Here is a 23,665-nt window from a genome sequence, read left to right as displayed (position 1 = left end):
ACTATCAACCATTCTTAGGATACATTATATACAGGCCTGTGCGCCACAGACCAGGGAAGTGAGCAAATTACATCTTGGTGATCTTAAATTCTGTTCTTCGATTCAATTGGTGTTCTGCATCCGTACATTCTACATCATTTTTGCATTTGTTTAACGGAACGGTTTCCCCGTAACCACGGGCTTCGAGCCTATTGCGATCAATTCCTTTAGCTATCAGATAAGCTACAGCTGATTCTGCTCTTTTTTGAGACAGTGTGAGGTTATAACTATCTTTTCCACGGCTATCGGTATGTGAGCCCAATTCTATCCATATGGTTGGATTATCCTGAAGAATTTTCACCAACTTATCCAGTTCTACTGCTGCATCCGGGCGAATATCCCATTTATCAAAATCATAGTAGATGTTTTCCAGTCTAACACCTTTATAAAGCTCTATCGGTGTAAGATGTAAATCCTGTGTAAGCACTTCTGAAGCGGTTAAGCCAATGGTTGCCAGGTTCTCTATATCTACCCTAAATGCCGTTTTCTCTGCTTTGACATTGTACTCTGAATCTTTACTCAAATTAAAGCTGTAATTCCCTTTATCATCTGTTTCAATAACGAGTGAACTACCATTTACTTTCTCTAAAGTTACCCTGGCACCATTTACAGGCTGACCTGTTTTGGCATTATATACAGTTCCTTCTAATTTGAACTCCATAATTGCCTTATTGTCTATGGCATAAATATCGTCGCTGCCCAATCCCCCATCCCGGTCTGAAGAAAAATACGCCAGTCCATCATTAGCGTCTACGCTGAAACTGAAATCATCTTTCGGAGAATTAATCGGATAACCCAGATTTTCAATCCGGCCTATTCCGGTACCTGTACGGAAAGCACGGAAAATATCCAGTCCGCCCATACCAATCCATCCGTCTGAAGAAAAATAGAGGTTATTTTTGGTATCAAAAAGCGGGGTTCTTTCATTTCCTTCTGTATTGATATCGGAAAGATTGGTTGGCTTTCCCCAATCGCCTGCATCGGTTTTTAGCGAGACATAAATATCTGCGCCTCCTTTTCCTCCAGGCATATTAGAAGAAAAATAAAGACTTTGACCATCAGGCGTTATAAATGGATCGGCTACCGAATATTCGTTCACTTTATTATATTTAAAAGATACTGGTTCTGTCCACTTGCCATCGGCATCCATTGTACTGCTGTAAACTTCAACATTTACAGTGGCTGTTTTATTTTTGTTTTTCAGCAATACATCTGGAATGCGGGTTAAAGCAAAAAACATGGTTTTTCCATCTCTGGTAAAGCTTGCAGGGCCGAAATGATAATCTGTCCCTGCATCAACCGGAAAGAGGTGTATGCTATCGGTTTTCAGTTCATCCACATACAATTTCAGGTAAGCATTTCCAGTTCCGCCGTAGGTTTTTTTATCAGGCTTTTTGGTGCCATCGAACCATAAAAACCCGTTATTATTTTTAGGCAGATTAATCGAATCTATCCTGTCAGAGGTAAAAACAATCCCCTGGCCAAATCTTACTGCGCCCCAGTCAGCTTGTTTTGAATTGAGTTTCTTTTGATTATTGATCACTACCTGTTTAGGATTCCGCATCCATTTTATGGCAGAATCGCAAGAGGCGGTCCAGCCGGCAAGCAGTTTAGGTGCTATTCCTTTATTGAGCGTTCCATAGTTGAGGTATTGTGCTTTCGCCTCCGAAAATTTGGCATTGTGCTGAAGTGCCCTGGCATATCCCAGTACATTATCTGGCTTAGTATTGGGCATTTTCGAAGCGATGGCAAACCAGCTTTCACTTTGCGGATAGTTATTAATCTGGCTGTAGGCCTGCGCCAACCTTTCTGCTGCGTGAAGTGTAGCTTTCTTTTTATAGGCTTCTTCATAAAGTGGAATAGCCTTAGTATAGTTGTATAATTCGAACTGTTTATCAGCATCTTTAATCACATATTGTGCCTTTACTGTAAGCGCGGTAGCCAGCATACAATAAGCTGAGAAGCAAATACCTATTGTTAATTTCATCATTTCTTTCTGGGGATGTAATAAATATGGATACCGTAATTAAAAAACTCTTGGTGTTACTAACCTTACATTAGGTTTGATAAAAGAGAAAGCGATTGAAATTTCGTGTGTTCCACCGCTATAACCTTGCAATGGCCCAACAGAAAAATCATAAGCATAACCTATCCTAAACTTTTCTGACGGGAAAATCTGAATGGCTGCCACTGCCGAGTTACGGGGTGTTAAATCTCTTTGCAAATAACTCTTATCGTACAATTTCACACCTGTGCGATAAGATCCACCTACCCACAGGATATCTTTTATCATCAAAAAAGCATTCAAATCTAAACTGGTTGGCCCGCCGCGGTCATCTTTGAGTAGAAAGGATGGCTTGACCTGAAAGTCTTCGTTTAAAGGGATTAAAGCGCCTGCTGTTAAGTAATAATGTGGTTTAGGTTGAGGGATGAACGCGTAGCGATCAATATTTACAAATTGTGCAATAAGATTATCTGCACTGAAACCGGCGTAAAACTGATCGTTAGAGAAATAAACACCTGCTCTGGCATCGGGTACAATGGTACTTTGAGATCCTATGGGTTGATTAATTTCAGGGTTATTCGGATTTAGAAGTGATCCATCTATCGCGAGGTTTACCATCCCTACCCCTAGTCCGAGTGCTAAACGCGAACTTCCGTCATCATTCATCCTGATGCGGTAGGCATAGTTACCATATACACTTAAGTTGGTTTGCGCACCCAGCTTATCACTTGCCACCTGGAGTGCCAGTCCCACATTACCGTCATTGGCGATGGCATCTACAGCTAGAGCCATACTTTTAGGTGCTCCGTTTATGCCGGTCCATTGTGTGCGATAAAAACTGTGCAGATTAAGCACCTCTTTGTATCCTGCATACGCAGGGTTAACATATATACCGTTAAACATATACTGGCTGTATTGCGCATCTTGCTGTGCCGATGCGTTTAAGAACGTCAGTAATAGAAAACCTGCTAATAACAATATCGTTTTTTTCATCGTCGTAATCTCTTTAAAGGAAGCTGGTATTTCGCCAGCTCCTTAAGCCTCTTATCTAGTTTTTAAACGCTCTAATTAATGTAATATATCCTTTGAGAACCTGAACTTCTTTGGTTTTCGGATTAGTAATCCGCAGAAGGTAATAATAAGTGCCTTCATTTAAGCCCTCTCCTGTCCAATTATTCTGATAACCATCTGCATGGAACACCTCATTACCCCAACGGTTAATAATCTGCAGGGTATTTTGTGGGTATTGGTTCAATCCGATAATCTCGAAGGCATCGTTGGTTCCATCACCATTTGGTGTAAACAGGTTCGGTATGGTTAATCCGGTTAAGTTGGCATTAAGCGTTACCGAAGCCACATTCGTGAAGTAACCAAAAGCGTCTCTTACACGGTAAGTAAACACATCCTGACCAACAAAACCTGGCGCTGGTGTGAAGGTTACTGTACCATCGGCATTTACCCTTACAGTTCCGTTTTTAGGTTGGCTGATGATTTCTACAGTCAAAGTATTAAAGTTAGAGTTACCTGGGTCATCATTAGCCAGTACCTTAATGGTTATTGGTGCATTTGCTGGTGTTTCAGTTACATCATCTACAGCCCTTGGTGATTTAGGGAAGGTAGTTGTGGTAGGCGTATCGTTGGCATCTGCTGTACCTGAAACATCGCTAACATTTGCGCCACCCACCGTTTTAGCATTCACTGTTGCGGTATTGGTTATCGTTCCGGCATCTTTATCGGCCTGGGTTAAAGTATATACTTCCACATCTGTAACACTCACACCCGGTAGCAATCCGCCTGTTACAGCAATCGCCTTATTGGTAATGCCTAATCTGGTATCAGTTAGGGTAATATTGTTCAGTGTTACTGCACCAATGTTTTTAATAGTAAAGGTATAAGTAAGCTGATTACCAGCAAATACCGCCGTTTTAACTAAACTAATTGCACCGTTTGCTACCAGGTTGGTTACTGTTGCGGTGTTATTGTTTTCAGCTGTTCCGGAAATGTCAGTCACACTTACGTTAGCAGGTGTTTGTGCCGTTACGGTAGCGGAGTTGGTTACGCTTCCTGCATCTTTATCTGCCTGGGTTAAGTTGTACACATATGTGTCACTTACTGTTGCTCCAGGAGCAAGCGTTCCCGGAATTACGGTATTCAATCCTAATTTCGGATCGTTTAATTTGATGATATGCAGTGTTACATTTCCAGTATTTCTTACCGTGAAGTTGTAAGTAATTCTGTTACCGTCAGCACTTAATGTACCTGTTTTTACTAAGGTAATGGTAGATGCCGGAGCAATTGTTGTAACAGTAGCATCATCAACAGCCGGTGTATTCGGATTATCTGATTTCAGCTTACTTACCACAGCATTTTGAGGATCAAAGGCTGTTACACTGGCCTGATTGCTGAACGATCCGGCGTTTACTTCAGTTAAAGTAACGGTATGTTTTGCTGTTACCGTAACACTGGCACCAGGCGCTAAAGTGGCAATACCTGCCGGAATGATTGATCCTGCGTCGGCTCCCGGATCGGCCACAGTAACATTGGTTAAAGTTACATTTCCGGTATTGGTTACCACTATGTTATAGTTGATTACATCACCTTCTTTGCTCACCGTATTGGTACTAACTTTCGTTAAACTCATTGATGCCGCTGGTATTAAAGTAACGTTAACCGGAATGGTTACCGTTACCACTCCTCCTTTACCATCAGATACCGTTACAGTGAAAGTATCTGCACCTACATAGCCGGCTGTTGGCGTATAAGTATAGCTTCCATTGGCATTTACCACCACTGTACCATGTGCAGGTGGTGTGGTTAAGGTAAAGCTTAACGCATCACCATCTACATCGCTTGCCGTAACTGATCCATTTACCGGAGCATTTTGAGGTGTTGCAATTGCAGGTGCAGTTGCTACCGGGGCATCATTCACTGGTGTAACGGTAACGTTGATGGTTACTGTAGTTGTTCCACCTTTACCATCACTTACTGTTACTGTAAATACATCCGTTCCGTTGTAGTTGGCATTTGGTGTATAAGTATAGGTTCCATCTGCATTAACGGTTACTGTTCCGTTGGCCGGAGCGGTAGTTACCGTAAAGGTTAACGGATCGCCATCAGCATCTGTTGCGGTTATTGTTCCGTTTGCCGGAGTATCTTCTGCGGTGGTCAATGCCGGAGCAGTAGCCACAGGTGCATCATTAACGTCTGTTATCGTTACCGGAATAGTTACCGTAACCGTACCTCCCTTGCCATCACTTACGGTAATGGTAAAAGTATCATTACCCACATAGCCTGGGGTTGGTGTGTAGGTATAGGTTCCATTGGCATTTACCACCACTGTACCATGTGCAGGCGGTGTGGTTAAGGTAAAGCTTAACGCATCGCCATCTACATCACTTGCTGTAACTGTTCCGTTTACAGGCGTATCCTGAGCGGTAGTAATAGCAGCAGCAGTAGCGACAGGAATATCATTTACCGGCGTAACGGTTACATTAATGGTTACCGCAACTATACCACCATTTCCGTCATTCACACTTACTGTAAATACATCCGTTCCGTTGTAGTTGGCATTTGGTGTGTAGGTATAGGTTCCATCTGTATTAACGGTTACTGTTCCGTTGGCCGGAGCAGTGGTTACCGTAAAGGTTAACAGATCACCATCAGCATCTGTTGCGGTTATTGTTCCGTTCGCCGGAGTATCTTCTGTGGTGGTCAATGCCGGAGCAGTAGCCACAGGTGCATCATTAACGTTTGTTATCGTTACCGGAATGGTTACCGTAACCGTACCTCCCTTGCCATCACTTACGGTAATGGTAAAAGTATCATTACCCACAAAGCCTGGTGTTGGGGTGTAGGTATAAGTTCCATCGGCATTTACCACCACTGTACCATGTGCAGGCGGTGTGGTTAGTGTAAAGCTTAACGCATCGCCATCTACATCATTTGCTGTAACTGTTCCGTTTACCGGAGCATTTTGAGGTGTTGCAATTGCAGGTGCAGTTGCTACCGGGGCATCATTCACTGGTGTAACGGTAACGTTGATGGTTACTGTAGTTGTTCCACCTTTACCATCACTTACTGTTACTGTAAATACATCCGTTCCGTTGTAGTTGGCATTTGGTGTATAAGTATAGGTTCCATCTGCATTAACGGTTACTGTTCCGTTGGCCGGAGCGGTAGTTACCGTAAAGGTTAACGGATCGCCATCAGCATCTGTTGCGGTTATTGTTCCGTTTGCCGGAGTATCTTCTGCGGTGGTCAATGCCGGAGCAGTAGCCACAGGTGCATCATTAACGTCTGTTATCGTTACCGGAATAGTTACCGTAACCGTACCTCCCTTGCCATCACTTACGGTAATGGTAAAAGTATCATTACCCACATAGCCTGGGGTTGGTGTGTAGGTATAGGTTCCATTGGCATTTACCACCACTGTACCATGTGCAGGCGGTGTGGTTAAGGTAAAGCTTAACGCATCGCCATCTACATCACTTGCTGTAACTGTTCCGTTTACAGGCGTATCCTGAGCGGTAGTAATAGCAGCAGCAGTAGCGACAGGAATATCATTTACCGGCGTAACGGTTACATTAATGGTTACCGCAACTATACCACCATTTCCGTCATTCACACTTACTGTAAATACATCTGTTCCGTTGTAGTTGGGGTCTGGTGTGTAGGTATAGGTTCCATCGGCATTTACAACCACCGTACCATGTGCAGGTATAACAGTTAGTGTAAAAGTTAACGGATCTCCATCAGCATCAGTTGCTGTAATTGTTCCATTTACAAACGTATCCTCAGCTGTAGTAACGGAAGGAGCACTTGCTATAGGCTCATCGTTTACGTTGGTAACGGTTACCGAAATCGGTACCTGCACTGTTCCGCCATTACCATCATTTACGGTTATGCTGAAAGTATCTGTTCCAACATAACCCGCAACTGGAGTGTAAGTATATGTTCCATCAGGATTAACTACAACAGATCCATGTGCCGGTGCCGTAGTTACAGTAAAGGTTAATGAGTCACCGTCTACATCGCTTGCCGTAACCGCACCATTTACCGGCGTATCCTGTGTGGTTATTATAGCTGGTGAAGTAGCAACCGGCAAATCATTTAGTGCATTAACGGTGACGTTTATAGTTACCGTAGTTGCTCCGCCTTTGCCATCGCTCACTGTAACTGTAAATATATCGGTTCCGTTAAAATTGGCAACCGGGGTATACGTATAAGTACCATCAGGATTTACAATTACTGTTCCATGCCCTGGCGGTGTAGTTACCGTATAAGTTAGCGGGTCACCATCCGGATCACTTGCAGTAACTGTTCCATTACCTGCATTATCCTCATTTACAGTAAGTGGAGCAGTTGTAGCGACAGGTGAACGGTTATCTGTAATGTTCACTGTTGCAGGAATAGAACTTGCAGTAATTAAAGGATTGTCAGTTGGTGCATCCATTGTTAACACCACTGTTTCAGTAGGCTCGGCTAAATTATCATCCAGTACCGGCACAGCTAAAGTATATGTTGTTTGACCAGCCGGGATTGTAATGGTGGCAGGTAATCCGCTATAATCTGCCCCGGTAGTAGCGGTACCAGAAATGCTGAAGGTTACTTTGGTGTCTACATTGGATACAGTACTTAAGGTAAAGGTAAATTGACCTGGTGTATTAGGTTCAGCCCCATTAGCAGTTGCCGTTACCGTAACTGTGGCTGTACTGTTATCTACAATATTAATCGCAGCAGGTGTGTTACTTACTGTAACCAATGGATTGGTTGAGGCTGTTAAGGTAGCTATTACCGTTTCATTTCCTTCAATTGCTCCATCAGCCAGTACAGGTATACTTATCGTTGCAGCAGTTTGACCTGCCGGGATTACAATTGTTTTAGGTGTTACTGCTGTGTAATCTGCTCCTTCAGTTGCTGTACCCGTTAAAGTGAAGGTAAGTTGCGTATCTGTTGCAGCCGGATTACTTAGATTAATGGTAAAAGTTCCGTTAACCGGACCGTTTTCTTTTCCATCTAATGCAGCAATAACGGTAGCCGTTGTCTGATCGTTATCTACTATTGTTGTTGTTACACCTGATGTAGCAATAGTTACCAAACCACCGGTTACATTATTAATGCCTGCGGTATAATTCTCATCTCCTTCTACCAGACCATCATCTATAACATCAACCGTAAAGGTTAAAACTGTACCGGCTATGGCACCAGCTGGGAATTGCAATGTACCCGATTTTGCGGTATAATCACTGCCTGATAAAGCTGTACCATTCACTGTGGCATAATCTACAGTGAAAACATTTTGAACCGCTGCATTCAATGTTACGGAATAGGTGATGTTTCCGGCACCTTCATTAACTGTTGGAGCGGCAGATATACTCACTGAAGCTGTATTATTATCGGTAATATTAATCGTTACAGGGACATTACTCACCGCAATTAATGGATTATTTACCGATACTAAAGTTGCTACAACATTTTCAACTCCTTCTACAACTGCATCTGCCAATACCGGGATGTTAAATGTAACCGAGGTTTGACCAGCCGGGATGGTTACCACTTTGGTTACAATTGTACTGTAATCGGTTCCCTCAGTTGCACTTCCTGTTAAGGCGTACGTAATTTGAGTATCAGTAGCCGATGGCGCAGTTAAGGTAACCCTAAATACACCCGCAACCGGCCCTGCTTCTGCCCCGTCATTTACTGCTGCAATGGTGGCGATTGAAGAGCCATTATCAATAATATTAACTTTAGCAGGCGTTGTACTTGCAGAAATCGCTGCATTATCGGTAGCTGGATCTAAAGTAATGATGACCGTTTCACTTCCCTCTACAATGTTATCATTCAATACCGGAACAGCTAAAGTAACTGAGGTTTGTCCAGCTGGAATAACTATTGTAGATGGTAAAACGGTATAATCTACGCCACTGGTCGCAGTACCTGTTACGCTAAAGGTAAGGCGCGTATCAGCAGTTGAGGCATTATTAATGCTAAAGGTAAACAATCCGGCTGTGCCAGGTTCCGACCCATCGGTAGTAGCGGTAACCGTTACTATTCCACTTGTATTATCCAGTATATTAATGGTTGCAGGGGTATTATTTACTGAAACTGTTCCGTTATTAGAAGTCGTCAGACTAGCGATTACGGTTTCAGTTGGTTCAATGGTATTATCTGCAATAACTGGAATAGTAATAGTAGTGGTAGTCTGCCCGGCCGGTATCACTACTGTTTTGGTCGTGATAGGCGTATAATCGCTTCCTTCTGCTGCAGTTCCTGTTAAACTATAAGTTAACTGGGTATCAGTAGCTGCCGGATTACTTAAAGTGATTACGAAAGTTCCGGCTACCGGACCGTTTTCATTTCCTGTTGTACCGGCTGTTATACTTGCCACCGCAGGATCATTATCGGTGATGGTTAAAGTAGCTGTTCCATTTCCAATTTTAACCAGGCCACCAGTTACATTTGCAATAATGGCATTAAAGGTCTCTGTAGTCTCGGCCACATTATCATCAATAATCGGTACGGTAAAGGTTAAGCTTGCGCCTGCTGCAGAACCTGCAGGGAAGTTCAACGTACCACTGGTTTTGGTATAATCTGAACCAGCAATTGCGGTAATATCGGCGGTGGTGTAATCTACACTGAATGCATTTTGTACTGCACCACTCAAGGTTACTTTAAAGGTTGCTGTTCCTGCAGCCTCATCTACACTTACTGTGGTTACCGAAATGGTAACTGATACCGAGTTATCATCTAAAATATTGATGCTTGCAGGGCTATTGTTAACACTCACCCTGGCGTTATCCGTGCCCAACAATGTAGCAACAACAGTTTCAGTTCCCTCCACTACCTCATCTGCCAATACCGGAATATTTAACGTAACAGAAGTTTGTCCGGCAGGGATGGTAATGGTTTTTGAAATTGTGGTAAAATCGCTTCCCTCGCTAGCCGTTCCAGCCAGGCTGAAAGTTACATGTGTATCGGTAGCTGACGGATTTGTCATTTTAACAGTGAATGTTCCATTTACAGGTACATCTTCATTGCCGTCTGTGGCAGCCAGGATACTTACCACTGCGTTATCGTTATCGGTAATATTTACCGTTGCAGGAGAAGTTCCAATAGTTACGATCCCTCCGGTAACATCACTCAGTGCTGCAGTGAACTGTTCTGCCACTTCAACTAAGTTATCGTCGTTAATGCTTACTGTGAACGACAGACTGGTTCCGGCTGCTGAATTTGCCGGAAAACTTAAGGTACCACTGGTTGCTGTATAATCAGCTCCTGCGGTAGCAGTTCCATCTATTGTAGCATAGTCTACGGTAAAGCCATTTTGAACGCCGTGATTAAGCGTTACGGTAAAGGTTACTGTTCCGGCATCTTCATTAATCACCGGATTGGTGGCAATGCTCAATGTAGCGATATCCTCATCAATAATATTAATCGTTGCAGGAGAACCTGATACTAAAATAGCAGGATTATCAGATGCGGTTAATGTAGCAATTACCGTTTCTGTTCCTTCTGCCAATGCATCTTCAAGCACCGGAATACTGATGGTAGCAGTTGTTTCCCCTGCCGGGATAACAATTGTTTTATTAATGGCACTGTAGTCCGTACTTTCTGTTGCTGTACCGGCTAATGTGAAGGTTAATGTAGTTGGTGTAGCAGAAGGATTGGTCAATGTAATATTGAACCTGCCATTTACCAGCCCGTTTTCACTGCCATCGCCAGCTGGTGTAATACTTGCTAATGAATTATCATTATCAGCGATGGTTACAATAGCGGGGCTGGTACCAATGGCCACATCTGCTCCCTGAACATTGCTTAATCCGGCAGAAAATGATTCTGACTTCTCTACAAGCTGATCGTCGATAATCGGAATGTTTACTATAAGTGTTGTTCCTGCAGGAGAGTTTGCCGGGAAAGTTAATGTTCCGCTTGTTGCGGTGTAGTCTAATCCGGCAAGAGCGGTACCATTTACCGTCGTATAATCTACTGTAAAGCTATTCTGTACGGCAATATTTAACACTACCGACAAACTAACCGTGCCTACACCCTCACCCACACTCGGGGCACTGATCGAAATACTTACGTTTGCAGTATTGGCGTCGATAACATTGATACTTGCCGCTGCATTATTTATATTAATTAACGGATTGCTTGAAGTACTTAAGGTTGCAATAACCGTTTCAGTACTTTCTGCCACGGCATCCACCAGTACAGGGATATTAATGGTAGCAGAGGTTTGTCCGGCCGGGATGGTAACTGTTTTTGTATTAATGATCGTGTAATCCGTTCCTTCAGTTGCAGAACCACCTAAAGTATAATTGATCTGCGTATCTGTTGATGACGGGTTGGTTAATTCTACAATGAAAGTACCATCAGCAGGTCCTGTTTCATTTCCGTTTGAGCCCGCTTTAATTGAAGCTGTAGAAGTATCATTATCGTTAATGGCTACCGTTGCTGTAGCGGTTGCAATGGTTACCAAACCTCCCTGAATGTTACTTAAACCCGCAGAGAAATTCTCAGTTGGTTCTACCAGGTTATCGTCAATCACCGGTACGCTGAAGGTTAATACTGATCCGGCAGTAGAATTGGCTGGAAAAGTAAGTGTTCCGGTTGATGCAGTAAAATCTAATCCAGCGGTTGCTGTACCATTAGTGGTGGTATAATCTACGCTAAATGGTGCCTGAACAGCATTGTTTAACGTTACGGTAAATGTTGCAGTACCTGCACCCTCATTAATGGTTGGTAAAGTACTTATACTTACAGTAGCAGAATTGTTATCAGATATATTAATACTTGCAGGTGTATTGTCAACCGTAATGGCAGTATTGTTGGTGCTCAGCAGCGTTACCCTAACTGTTTCAACACCTTCAACCACGGCATCTGCCAGTACTGGAATAGTAATGGTTGCACTTGTTGAGCCAGCTGGTATGGTTATCGTTTTAGCTGTAATACTACTATAGTCTACGCCCTCAGTGGCTGATCCTGCCAGGCTATAAGTAACTTGTGTATCGGTAGACGACGGATGTGTAAGATTTACTGTAAACGTTCCGTTAACCGGTCCGTTTTCATCTCCATTTGTGCCCGCTGTAACCGTAGCTACCGCCAGGTCGTTATCAGAAATATTTACAGTTTCAGGTGTTGTTGAAGCAGTTATTGCAGTGTTGCTGGTTGCTGCAGCCATAGTTAAAATTACCGTTTCAGGACCTTCTACTGTATCATCATCCAAAACAGGTACATCGACACTCACAGAAGTTTGACCAGCAGGAATCGTTACAGTTGTACCAATTGAAGTATAATCAGCCCCGGCACTGGCTGTACCCGTCACATTATAAGTAATTTGGGTATTTGTAGTTGCCGGATTGCTTAAAGTAAAAATGAAGCGGCCTGCAGTACCTGGTTCGGCACCATTTGCTGCCGATACCACTGTTACTGTTGCCTGGGTATTATCGGTAATGGTAATTGTTGAAGCTGTGTTATTAACCGTAATTAATGGATTATTGGAAGCTGTTAAAGTGGCAATAACCGTTTCATCGCCTTCGATAACGGCATCGCTTAATACCGGAATATTAATGGTAGCTGTTGTCTGCCCTGCCGGGATAATTACAGTTTTGATTACCACATTCGTATAATCCGTACCTTCTGTTCCAGTTCCGGCCAATGTAAAAGTAAGTTCAGTATCTGTGGCAGAAGGGTTGTTAAGTGTTACCACAAAGGTTCCGTTAGCCGGACCATTTTCAGTTCCGTTTACACCCGAGGTGATGGTGGCAATTGCTGTATCATCATCACTGAGGTTAAGGGTTACCGGAGTGGTACCAGCTGTAATGGCTGGATTATTTGTAGCCGATACCATAGTCAATACGATGGTCTCTGTGCCTTCAACCAAATTATCGTTCAGCACAGGAACCGGCACGTTTACAGTAGTTTGACCAGCAGGGATGGTTACCGTGGCTCCTATCGTTGCATAATCACTTCCACTTGTTGCAGTACCGTTAATTGAATAGGTAATTTGCGTATCAGTTGTTGAAGAATTGCTTAATGTAAAAGTAAATTGTCCTGCTGTACCGGGTTCTGCCGCAGCCAAGGTTGCTGTTGCTGTTACGGTTGCAGTAGTATTATCGGCTATAGAAATGGTTGCCGGTGCAGTATCAACGGTTACCAATGGATTATTTGACACCGTTAAAGTTGCAATTACAGATTCTGGTTGCTCCACAACAGCGTCGGTTTTTACCGGAATAATAATGGCACCTACCGTTTGTCCTGCTGGTATGGTTATGGTCTTGGTTACAATGGTATTGTAGTCACTACCCTCAGTTGCAGTACCGGTTAAGGTATAGCTTATCTGAGTATCTACAGATGAAGGCGTACTTAACGTTACAGTAAAGCTTCCGTTAATCGGGCCATTCTCATCACCCTGGTTACCCGCAGCAATGCTTACTGTAGCTGCATCATTATCTATAATTTCAACAGTTGCAGCCGTGGTTGAAGCGGTTATAGCTGCGTTATTTGTTGCCGCGTTCATGGTTAAAATAACTGTTTCAGTTCCCTCAGCAATGGCATCATCAATTACAGGGACAAACAGCGTAGAGGTAGTTTGACCCGCCGGGATGGTGATAGTTGTACCAATAGCAGTATAATCTACTCCGCTTGTTGCTGTTCCTGCAAGGGTAAAGCTAATCTGGGTATCGGTTGCCGAAGCATTGCTTAAAGTAAAAGTAAACTGCCCAGGTGTAGTTGGCTCTGCACCATTTGTGGTTGCAGCGACCGTTACAGTGGCGGTTGTATTATCTGCGATATTTAATGTAGCTGGGGTATTGCTTATGGTTACCAGGGGATTACCCGAAGCGGTAAGTGTGGCCACAACATTTTCAATACCTTCTACTAAATTATCTGTTAATACCGGAATTTCAATCGTTCCTGAGGTTAATCCGGCAGGAATGGTGATGGTTTTCGTAACAATTGCAGTGTAATCTGATCCTTCAATTGCTGTACCATTTAAGGTATAGGTAATTTGGGTATCCGATGAAGAAGGATTGCTCAAAGTTACCGTAAACACTCCATTTACAGGGCCATTTTCTGTTCCCTGGGTAGTAACAGCGATTGAAGCTACAGAAGTATCGTTATCGGTTATAGACGCAGTAGCAGTTGCATTGCTGATCACTACCACACTTGAACTGATATTGCTTAAAGTTGCAGTAAAGGTTTCAGTAGTTTCTGCAATATTATCATCATTAATTGTTACGGTGAAAGTACGTGTGGTTCCGGCTGCCGCATTTGCAGGAAAACTTACAGATCCCGAAGCCCCTGTAAAATCCTGTCCGGAAATTGCCGTGCCATTTGCAAAAGTATAATCAACTGTAAAAGCATCTTGCGCAGCATTATTAAGCGTAACCGTAAATGTGGCAGTTCCATCACCTTCATTTACGGTTATGGCAGAAACGCTTACACTTGCCGAGTTGGCATCTAAAATATTTATGGTCGCTTCTGTATTATTTACGGTGATTTGAGGATTATTGGTTGAAGACAGCGCTAAGATTACAGTTTCCGTTGTTTCTGCAATCGCATCCTGGATTACCGGAATGGTTATGGTAGCATTTGTTTGCCCTGCCGGAATAATTACAGTCTGACTGGCCAGCGTTTGATGATCTACTCCTTCAGTTGCTGTTGAAGCCGTACTTCTGCTGAAGGTAATTTGCGTATCGGTTGAAGATGGATTACTTAGGCTAATTATAAAAGTACCATTAACTGGTCCAGTTTCATTACCATTAATACCAGGCGCTATGGATGCAACCGAAGTATCATTATCAACGATAGACACCGGAGCCGTTGCTGTTGCAATGGTTACCAGCCCACCCGTAACGTTCGATAGTGATGCACTAAATGTTTCTGTTGCCTCCACCAGATTATCGTCATTTACCGGCACTTCAAAAGTTAATGTTGTGCCCGCAGGAGATCCAGCCGGAAAGGTTAAAATACCGCTTGTAGCCGTAAAATCTGTTCCGGCCAGTGCCGTTCCATTAGCTGTTGCATAATTAACCGTAAAGCCATTCTGTACAGCCGTACTTAAGGTTACTGTAAAAACTGCTGTACCCACATTTTCATTAATGGATGCCCCGGCAGAAATACTTACAGTAGCACTATTATTATCTAATATATTGATGGTTGCCGCTGTATTATTTACAGTTACCAGCGGATTATTTGAAGTGCCTAATGTCGCAATAACGTTTTCTGTACCTTCTACTGCTGCATCGCTACTTACCGGAATAATAATGGTTCCGGTAGTTTGACCAGCCGGAATGGTAATGGTTTTGGTGATGATGCTTCCATAATCACTTCCCTCACTTGCGGTACCCGCTAACGTATACGTTATGGTAGTTGGATTGGAAGAAGGGTTACTCAATGTTACCACAAAAGTTCCATTTACAGGGCCGTTTTCATTTCCGGCTACATCAGGAGCAATACTGGCCACAGATGTATCATTATCTGCAATATTGATCGAAGCCGGATTTGCATTCGCAGTTATTGCGGCATTTCCGCTTACACCATTAATGGATACAATAACATTTTCAGTTCCCTCAGCAAGATTGTCGTCTAAAACAGCTACAGGTAAAGTAATGCTGGTTTGCCCTGCTGGTATTGTAATCGAAGTTCCTACAGCAGTATAATCTGAACCACTTGCAGCTGTTCCTGTTATACTGAAATTAATAACCGTATTGGTTGTGGATACATTGCTTAAAACAAAAGTAAATAATCCGCTGTTGGCTGGCTCTGCACCATCCGTTGTAGCTACGACACTTACTGTTGCAGTAGTATTATCTGAGATATTTATTGTTGCTGCAGTAGTATTTAAAGTAACGGCTGGATTATCAGAAGTACTTAAAGTGGCTATTACGGTTTCTGCTCCCTCCAAAATGGCATCTGCCAGAACGGGAATGGTAATGGTTGCAGAAGTTTGACCCGCTGGTATAGTTACGGTTTTGGTAGTGATGCTACTGTAGTCGCTGCCTTCAGTGGCAGTTCCCGCTAAAGTATACGTAACGTGTGTATCTGTAGCAGATGGGTTGCTTATTGTTATGGTGAATGTTCCATTCACTGGTCCATTTTCGTTGCCTGCAACTCCAGGTGTAATAGCGGCAACGGCCGTATCGTTATCATTAACGGTAGCTACCGAGGTGGCATTAGCAATGGTTACCAATCCGCCCGAAACATTACTGATTGTACCAGAAAAGGTTTCAGCAGATTCCAATAAGTTATCGTCTGTGATAGGAACATTAAAGGTTAGCGCAGTTCCTGATGTTGATCCTGCCGGAAACGTAATGGTTCCAGTCGCAGAAGTAAAATCAGTACCAGATAAGGCTGTTCCACTAAATGTGCTATAATCAACAGTAAATGCACTTTGAACTGCACCGGTTAAGGTTACTGTAAAAGTAGCGTTTCCGGCTCCTTCGTTTACTGAAGCAGGCGTAGCAGTAATGCTTACTGTTGCGGCATCATTATCTGTGATGGTTCCGATACCTTCTGCCTGCGAAAGGGTAATCGGGCTTAGCGCCCCACTTAGGGTAACTTTTAAGTTCTCTGTCGCTTCTCTAACATTATCATCAAGAATCACTACCGAAATGGTTTGTGTTGCCCCATTCACTGATCCCGCAGGGAAAGTAATGGTTCCCGTTTTTGCGGTATAATCACTTCCTGCAATTGCAGTATCATCTGAAGTAGTGTAGTTAAGGACAATAGGTTCCTGGCTATTCCCGCTAAGGGTTACCGTAAATACCATATTGCCAACATTTTCTGCAGCTGTTATACTATTGATGGCCACACTTGCTACATCATTATCATTGATAGTAGCAGTTCCTGTTGCACCAACTGCCGGAATGGTAACTGCTGCCCCTGCACTAACCCCAGTTAAGTTAACCGTGAAAGTTTCTGTAGGTTCAGCAATATTATCGTTTAAGATGGGAACAGTGAAAGTTTGCGTCGCGCCATTTACGGACCCAGCCGGAAAAGTGACAACCCCCGTAGTTGCGGTATAGTCTGATCCTGCCAAAGCGGTACCGTTGGCCGAAGCATAGTTTACCGAGAATGTATTTTGTACATTGCCTGTTAGTGTAACCGTAAAAGTAGCTGTACCGGCACTTTCATTTACCGTTACATTGTTTAGGGCTACAGTGGCTGCATCATCATCAATAATATCAATAGACGCTGGTGTGTTGTTTACTGTAATGGCGCTGTTATTGGTTGAGGTAAGGCTTAGAATTACATTTTCAACACCTTCAGCTACATCGTCATTGAGCACTGGCACGCTAAGGGTAATGCTTTTCTGACCCGCCGGGATAATGATTGAAGTACCAATTGAAGTATAATCTGTTCCGCTGGATGCTGTTCCGCCAACTGTAAAATTAATGGTAGTAGCAGTTGCAGAGGCATTGCTGAGGTTAAAGGTATATAATCCTGATGTAGCCGGCTCTGCACCATTTGTAGTTGCTGCTACCGTGACTACTGAACTTGTGCCATCTAAAATATTGATGGTTGCAGGTGTATTGCTAATGGCAACAGTTGCATTATTGGAAGCACTTAAAGTAGCTGTAACCGTTTCGGTTCCTTCAACAATCACATCATTTAAAACCGGAATGGTAATCGTTGCAGTAGTTTGGCCTGCCGGGATAGTTACCGTTTTGGTACCAATGGCAGTATAATCCGTTCCTTCTGTTGCTGTTCCTGCCAAAGTGTAGGTAAGCTGTGTATCTGTTGCCGAAGGATTACTTAAAGTAATGGTAAATGTACCCGATACCGGGCCGGCTTCATTACCTGTTGTTCCGGCGATAATGGAGGCTGTAGCGGCATCGTTGTCTATAATATTAACTGATGCCGTAGCGTTTGATATGAGCACCACTCCACCCGTGATGTTACTCAAAGTTGCACTGAAGTTTTCTACCGTCTCCGCTACATTATCATTGATAACCGGAACAGTAAATGTTCTTGTTGTTCCGGCAGCAGATCCCGCGTTAAAAGTTAATGTTCCGTTAGTTAAGGTATAATCCGAGCCTGCGGTAGCTGTTCCATTATTGGTTGCATAATCTACAGTAAACGCATTTTGAACGGCGTTGTTTAGGGTAACCGTAAAGGTAACGGTGCCATCGCCCTCATTTACACTTGTTGCAGCAGAAATGCTTACACTCGCGGTGTTGGCATCTAAAATATTGATGCTGGCTGCTACAGTATTAACTGAAACCAATGGATTATTAGCAGTACCCAACGTAGCAATAACCGTTTCTGTATTCTCACTAATGGCATCTGTTAACACCGGAATCGTAATGGTAGCTGAGGTTTGCCCGGCCGGGATGGTTACTGTTTTTGGACTTACCGTTGTATAGTCGCTAGCTTCAGTTGCTGTGCCTGCCAATGTAAATGTAATTTGGGTATCTACCGACACTGGATTACTTAAAGAAACTATAAACGTTCCATTTACCGGGCCATTCTCATTTCCGTTTTGACCCAATGCAATACTTGCTGTTGCAGTATCATTATCAGCAATATTTAAAGTTGCTGCTGTAGTGCTTGCCGTGATGGATGTATTGCTTGTAGCTGCAGCCATTGTTAAAATGACCGTTTCGTTACCTTCTACTAAATTATCATCTTTTACAGGTACAGATAAAGTAGCACTGGTAGCTTCAGCTGGTATTACAATACTGGTTCCGATTGAAGTATAATCTGTTCCACTCGCCGCAGTCCCACCTACAATGAAGTTGATCGTTGTTGGCGAGGTAGAAGCGTTGCTTAAAGTAAATGTAAATAAGCCATTGGTAGCAGGTTCAGCAGCACTTGTAGTGGCTGCTACCGTTACAGTGGCTGTTGTATTATCGGCAATATTCAGGCTTGCGGCAGTATTGTTTACCGAAACCAATGGGTTGTTTGAAGCGCCTAATGTAGCAATTACGGTTTCTGCTCCCTCAACCAGGTTATCAGCATTAACTGGTATGGTGATTACTGCTGTTGTTTGTCCGGCCAATATTGTAACCGTTTTAACAGCAATATTGGTGTAATCACTTCCTTCTGTTGCACTGCCAGCTAACGTATAGGTAATTTGTGTATCTGTTGCAGCAGGATTACTTAAGGTAACGGTAAAAGTTCCATTAACCGGACCAGCTTCACTCCCATTAATACCAAGGGCAATGCTGGCAATCGAAGTATCATTATCGCTTATATTTACAGTTGCAGGACTGGTACTTGCCGTAATCAAAGTATTGCTTGTTGAGGCGGCCATGGTTAATATTACTGTCTCAGTAGATTCAGCAATGTTATCATCCAATACCGGGACATTCAAGGTAGCAGTAGTTGCTCCTGCAGGAATAACAATACTGGTGCCCAAAGCGGTGTAATCAGCTCCACTGGTAGCGCTTCCGCTTACTACAAAATTAACCGTTGTGGCTGTTGCACTGGCTTTACTTAAAGTAAATGTGAACTGGCCATTGGTTGAGGGTTCAGCTCCATTGGTAGTTGCGGCAACGGTTATGACCGATACATCATCATCGGCAATATTTAATGTTACAGCGCTGGTACTTGCCGTAATTGCCGTATTATTGGTAGCTGCAGCCATCGCAAGAATCACGGTTTCCGTCCCTTCCACGATTTGATCATTAATCACTGGAACAGCAAGTGTTGCAGAAGTTGCTCCTGCCGGGATGGTTACCGAAGTACCAATAGCAGAATAATCTGTACCACTGATGGCAGAACCGCTTACCGTAAAATTAACTGTAGTTGCGGTAGTACTGGCTTTACTCATGGTAAAAGTGAATAAACCATTTGTACCTGGCTCAGCAGCATTGGTAGTAGCCACAACGGTAATTGTGGCTGTATCATTATCAGCAATATTCACCGTAGCTGTAGCTGGCGTTACGCTAATACCAGGGTTATTTGTGGCAGCACTAAAAGTTAAAACCACATTCTCTGCTCCTTCTATGAGTTGATCATCAGTTATTGTAACCGGTATCGTTGCAGTAGTGCTTCCTGCGGGGATTACCACCGAAGTACCTATACTGGCATAATCTGTTCCATTCGTGGCCGTTCCGCTAACGGTAAAGTTTACGGTTGTTGGTGTAGCACTCGCTTTGCTCAAGGTAAAGGTAAAGGCGCCATTCCCTGAGGGTTCTGTCCCATCGGTAACCGCAACCGTAATCGTCGCCGTGTCATCATCCGTAATATTCAGGGTTACTGGTGTAGTATTTGCAGTAATTGCGGCATTATTAGTGGCAGCAGCCATCGTTAAAATAACTGTTTCAGTGCCTTCAACAATCTGATCGTTGATTACCGGAACAGCTACGGTAGCCGTAGTTGCTCCTGCCGGAATAACAACAGCAGTTCCGATAGAGGTATAATCTGTTCCACTAATGGCACTTCCACTTACGGTATAATTAACAGTTGTAGCTGTAGCACTGGCTTTACTTAAGGTGAAAGTAAACAGCCCGTTTGTAGCTGGCTCTCCTGCATTACTGGTAGCTACAACTGTTACCGAAGCCACATCATCATCGGCAATATTCATGCTCACAGGAGTAGTACTTGCTGTAATTCCTGCATTACTTGTAGCAGCTGTCATGGTTAGCGTCACTGTTTCCGTACCCTCTATCAAATTGTCATCAATTACCGGAACACTAACCGTTGCAGTAGTTGCCCCTGCAGGGATAATAACTGAAGTAGGCAAAGCAGTATAATCCGTTCCACTTGTTGCTATTCCCCCAATGGTATAATTTATGGTTGTAGCGGTAGCACTGGCTTTACTCATTGTGAAAGTAAACACCCCATTGGTTGAAGGCTCCGCGGCATTGGTGGTTACGGCCACACTTACTGTAGCCTGATCATCATCAGCAATATTAACTGTTGCAGTTGAATTTGCGGGTGTTGGTGTAATGGTAACGCCATTTGTAGCTGATGTTAAGGTTAATACAAGCGTTTCATTACCTTCAACAACCTGATCGTTAATTACCGTTACCGGAACAACTACCGAAGTACTTCCTGCAGGAATGGTAGCAGTACCTGTTAAAGCCGTATAATCGGTTCCGGAAGTTGCCGAACCCGAAACCGCATAACTTACAACAGTTGCATTTGTACTTGCATTTTGAATACTGATGGTAAATGCACCATTTGTGGCTGGTTCAGCCGCATTTGGACTGCTCGCCACAATACTGGCATAGTTACTTACCGCGACCCCACTGTTGTTAACGATGTTATTACAAACCTCGTTTGCTGTTCCGTTTTTACATTCCTGATGCGGATCGGTTGGTGTACCCGCTGTAGTTGGGTCTGTCGCATCTGGATCCGTGGTATCAGCCGGACGAAGCATACTTGCTTCAACCGCTATATTTTTACCTGCCAGGGCTGTTCCTACAGTACCTACAATGGTATAAGTGGCTTTTGATCCGCTACTCATATCCAGTCTGGAGCTAAAAACCGTACCCGAATTGGTTGCCCCGCTTTGTTGTGTTACAGTACCTGTGGTAGAAGTTATATTTGCAGAAGTAATTGTAAATCCGGCAGGTGCCGTAAAAGTAAAACCTGCACCTGTAACAGCACTCGTACTTCCGATTGAAGTATTATTTACATTTTCTACTACCACCGTATAAGTTACGGTACTTCCAATCGTTACCGGAGCAGTAAATGAAGGCGTTATACTGGTAGTTTTTAAATCCGCTACTGCGATATTGATGCTCACCGGCTGCGTAACCGGAGTTGCTGTAATATAGGCATAGGTATCCAGGGTTTTTTCGTTACCGAAATCATAAACCCCTGATCCGCTATTGGACGAAGAACCTTGTGAGCCCTGGCCGCTTACATAACCTCCCCATTTATGACCGTTACTAAGTGATGATACACCGGTTGTTTGTACCGAAGGATTTGAACTTCTTGCCAATGTACCCGCCCCGGAAATCGTAGAATCATCCCAATAAACCACATTGTTATAAGTTCCTGGATCTGAACTACCTGCCTGCACATTGTAACTGGTTGTATTCTCAGTAAGTTCAACATTAATACCATTGGGATTGATCTCCATATCGATGAATGGAAAATGCACCTCTGCTGCATATAGCTTAACACTGATGCTGCTGATAACCGTACCGGCCGGCAATACATTACCAGCTCCGTCCTTACCATCCCAAACTACGTTATTTGCTCCTGCATTAGCATCTCCCCGGAGTACTCTTGGTACAGGGGCCGGGATAGTTACCTCGTAAGTACCATTCTCGGTTGAGTTAAATGAAATGGTTCCACCCTTCTGACCTGCCTTACTTGAGGTACCTTCAGCTCCGGTTAAACTTACACTGGAAATAATCGGACTGGTGGCGGTTTTTTTCAACCAGGTTGTAGTGGGTGTTGAGCCAATGGTAACATTCTGATCTGTTATGGGAAGATCAGCCGCCGGCCTGGCATAAAATATTTTGTGTGTGATCTGAATCGAAGGGCTGCTTATATCCTGAGTAGTTGGATCTTTAATGGCCGCACTAACTGTTGCCCGATCAGAAGAGTTTAAACTCTTAAAGGTGGGTACCCCAGCTGCGTTTACAACCCCCTTGTTATTGGCAAAGAAGGTAAAACCTGCACCATGAATCCCGTTTGCTTTTACCCGGTAAGCTCTTCCATTTTTAGTAAGTACGTAGGCTGTACCAAAAAAGCCATTGTTAAATTGTGTATTATCCACAAAGAGGTTGAGCACGTTAACGTAAACCCTTCCTGGTATAAATCCATTACCGGCCGTGTTAATTACCGTTACATCCCAGGCCGAAATTAAATTATTACTATTTGCTGTTGTGGGGGTAGCCCAATCCACATTCGCATCATCATCTGCGTCTGCCGTATCATCACCAGTTAAGGCAGTGCTCGAAGCATCACCTGCAGGTAAAAACTCAACTTTATAAATCCCGGTAACTGTAATGTTTACATAAGCAGGCAGATACCTGTTGAGCGTAATATCCGTCGCTGAAAGCTTAGGACCTGCCAACTCCGCTGCCCTGCTTCCTATCCTTCCAACCAAAGTTGAGGTAGTAACTGTAGAAACTGTTCCAGTGGGTGAAGTTAACCTGATGGCTGCATTACCCAAACCTGCAGAACTAAATGCTAATGCTAACCTTTCTCCTGATGCAGCGTAAACATAGTGCGTGCCTAAAGTTTTAAATGGCCATGAATTAATTGTTGTTCCTCCAGCGGTATAATCATTACTGTATAAATACGCCCTTTTTCCTGCTACTCCTGATGGATATAAATCCTTACTACCGTCTGCATGCAATAATTCGACATTGCCTATCATAAGCAAAGCGACAAGCATTAAGCTTTTAAAGCAATAAGATTTGAAATTTTTCGTTATGTAGGGAGCGGCAGAAAAAATCCCTGAAATGGGGAATAGAAAGCGTAAACGTTTTTTCATAAAAGGGGCGATAAGAATACAAAGCTGAATTCTGTATAAAAACTGTGTATTGATACAAATACAGAATCCTAGACAAATTACGGCATTGAATCCATAAACCACCAAGCCCCCCCATTCAAAAAAAGCATTCCAATAAGCTCTAAACACGTATTAGTACATTTAAAAAGTGTGTTTATACGGTTATTTAAGCGTTTTTGACCGCTTAGCTCTACTCC

The 23,665-nt window shown here is 43.3% G+C and carries 3 protein-coding genes; all 3 read right to left on the bottom strand.

What is annotated here, in order from left to right:
* Window positions 1–67 precede the first annotated feature (67 nt).
* Genes ACQY77_RS00865 through ACQY77_RS00855 form a run of 3 tightly spaced genes read right to left on the bottom strand, consistent with a single transcriptional unit; the run spans window position 68 to window position 23,450 of the window.
* Window positions 68–2,029, bottom strand: a complete 1,962-nt coding sequence (locus ACQY77_RS00865) for an OmpA family protein (RefSeq protein WP_421939880.1) — start codon at window positions 2,027–2,029, stop codon at window positions 68–70.
* A gap of 36 nt (window positions 2,030–2,065) precedes the next feature.
* Window positions 2,066–3,037, bottom strand: coding sequence for a type IX secretion system membrane protein PorP/SprF (locus tag ACQY77_RS00860; RefSeq protein WP_421939881.1), 972 nt, complete (start codon window positions 3,035–3,037; stop codon window positions 2,066–2,068).
* Window positions 3,038–3,092: 55 nt separating this feature from the next.
* Entirely contained in the window at window positions 3,093–23,450 is a 20,358-nt protein-coding gene (locus ACQY77_RS00855; RefSeq protein ID WP_421939882.1) for a Calx-beta domain-containing protein, read from the bottom strand.
* Between the last annotated feature and the right edge of the window lie 215 nt (window positions 23,451–23,665).

The organism is Pedobacter sp., assembly GCF_965279535.1.
Taxonomy (GTDB): Bacteria; Bacteroidota; Bacteroidia; order Sphingobacteriales; family Sphingobacteriaceae; genus Pedobacter.
The sequence above is the reverse complement of the archived record's forward strand: the minus strand, read 5'-3'. Positions and strand labels throughout refer to the sequence as shown.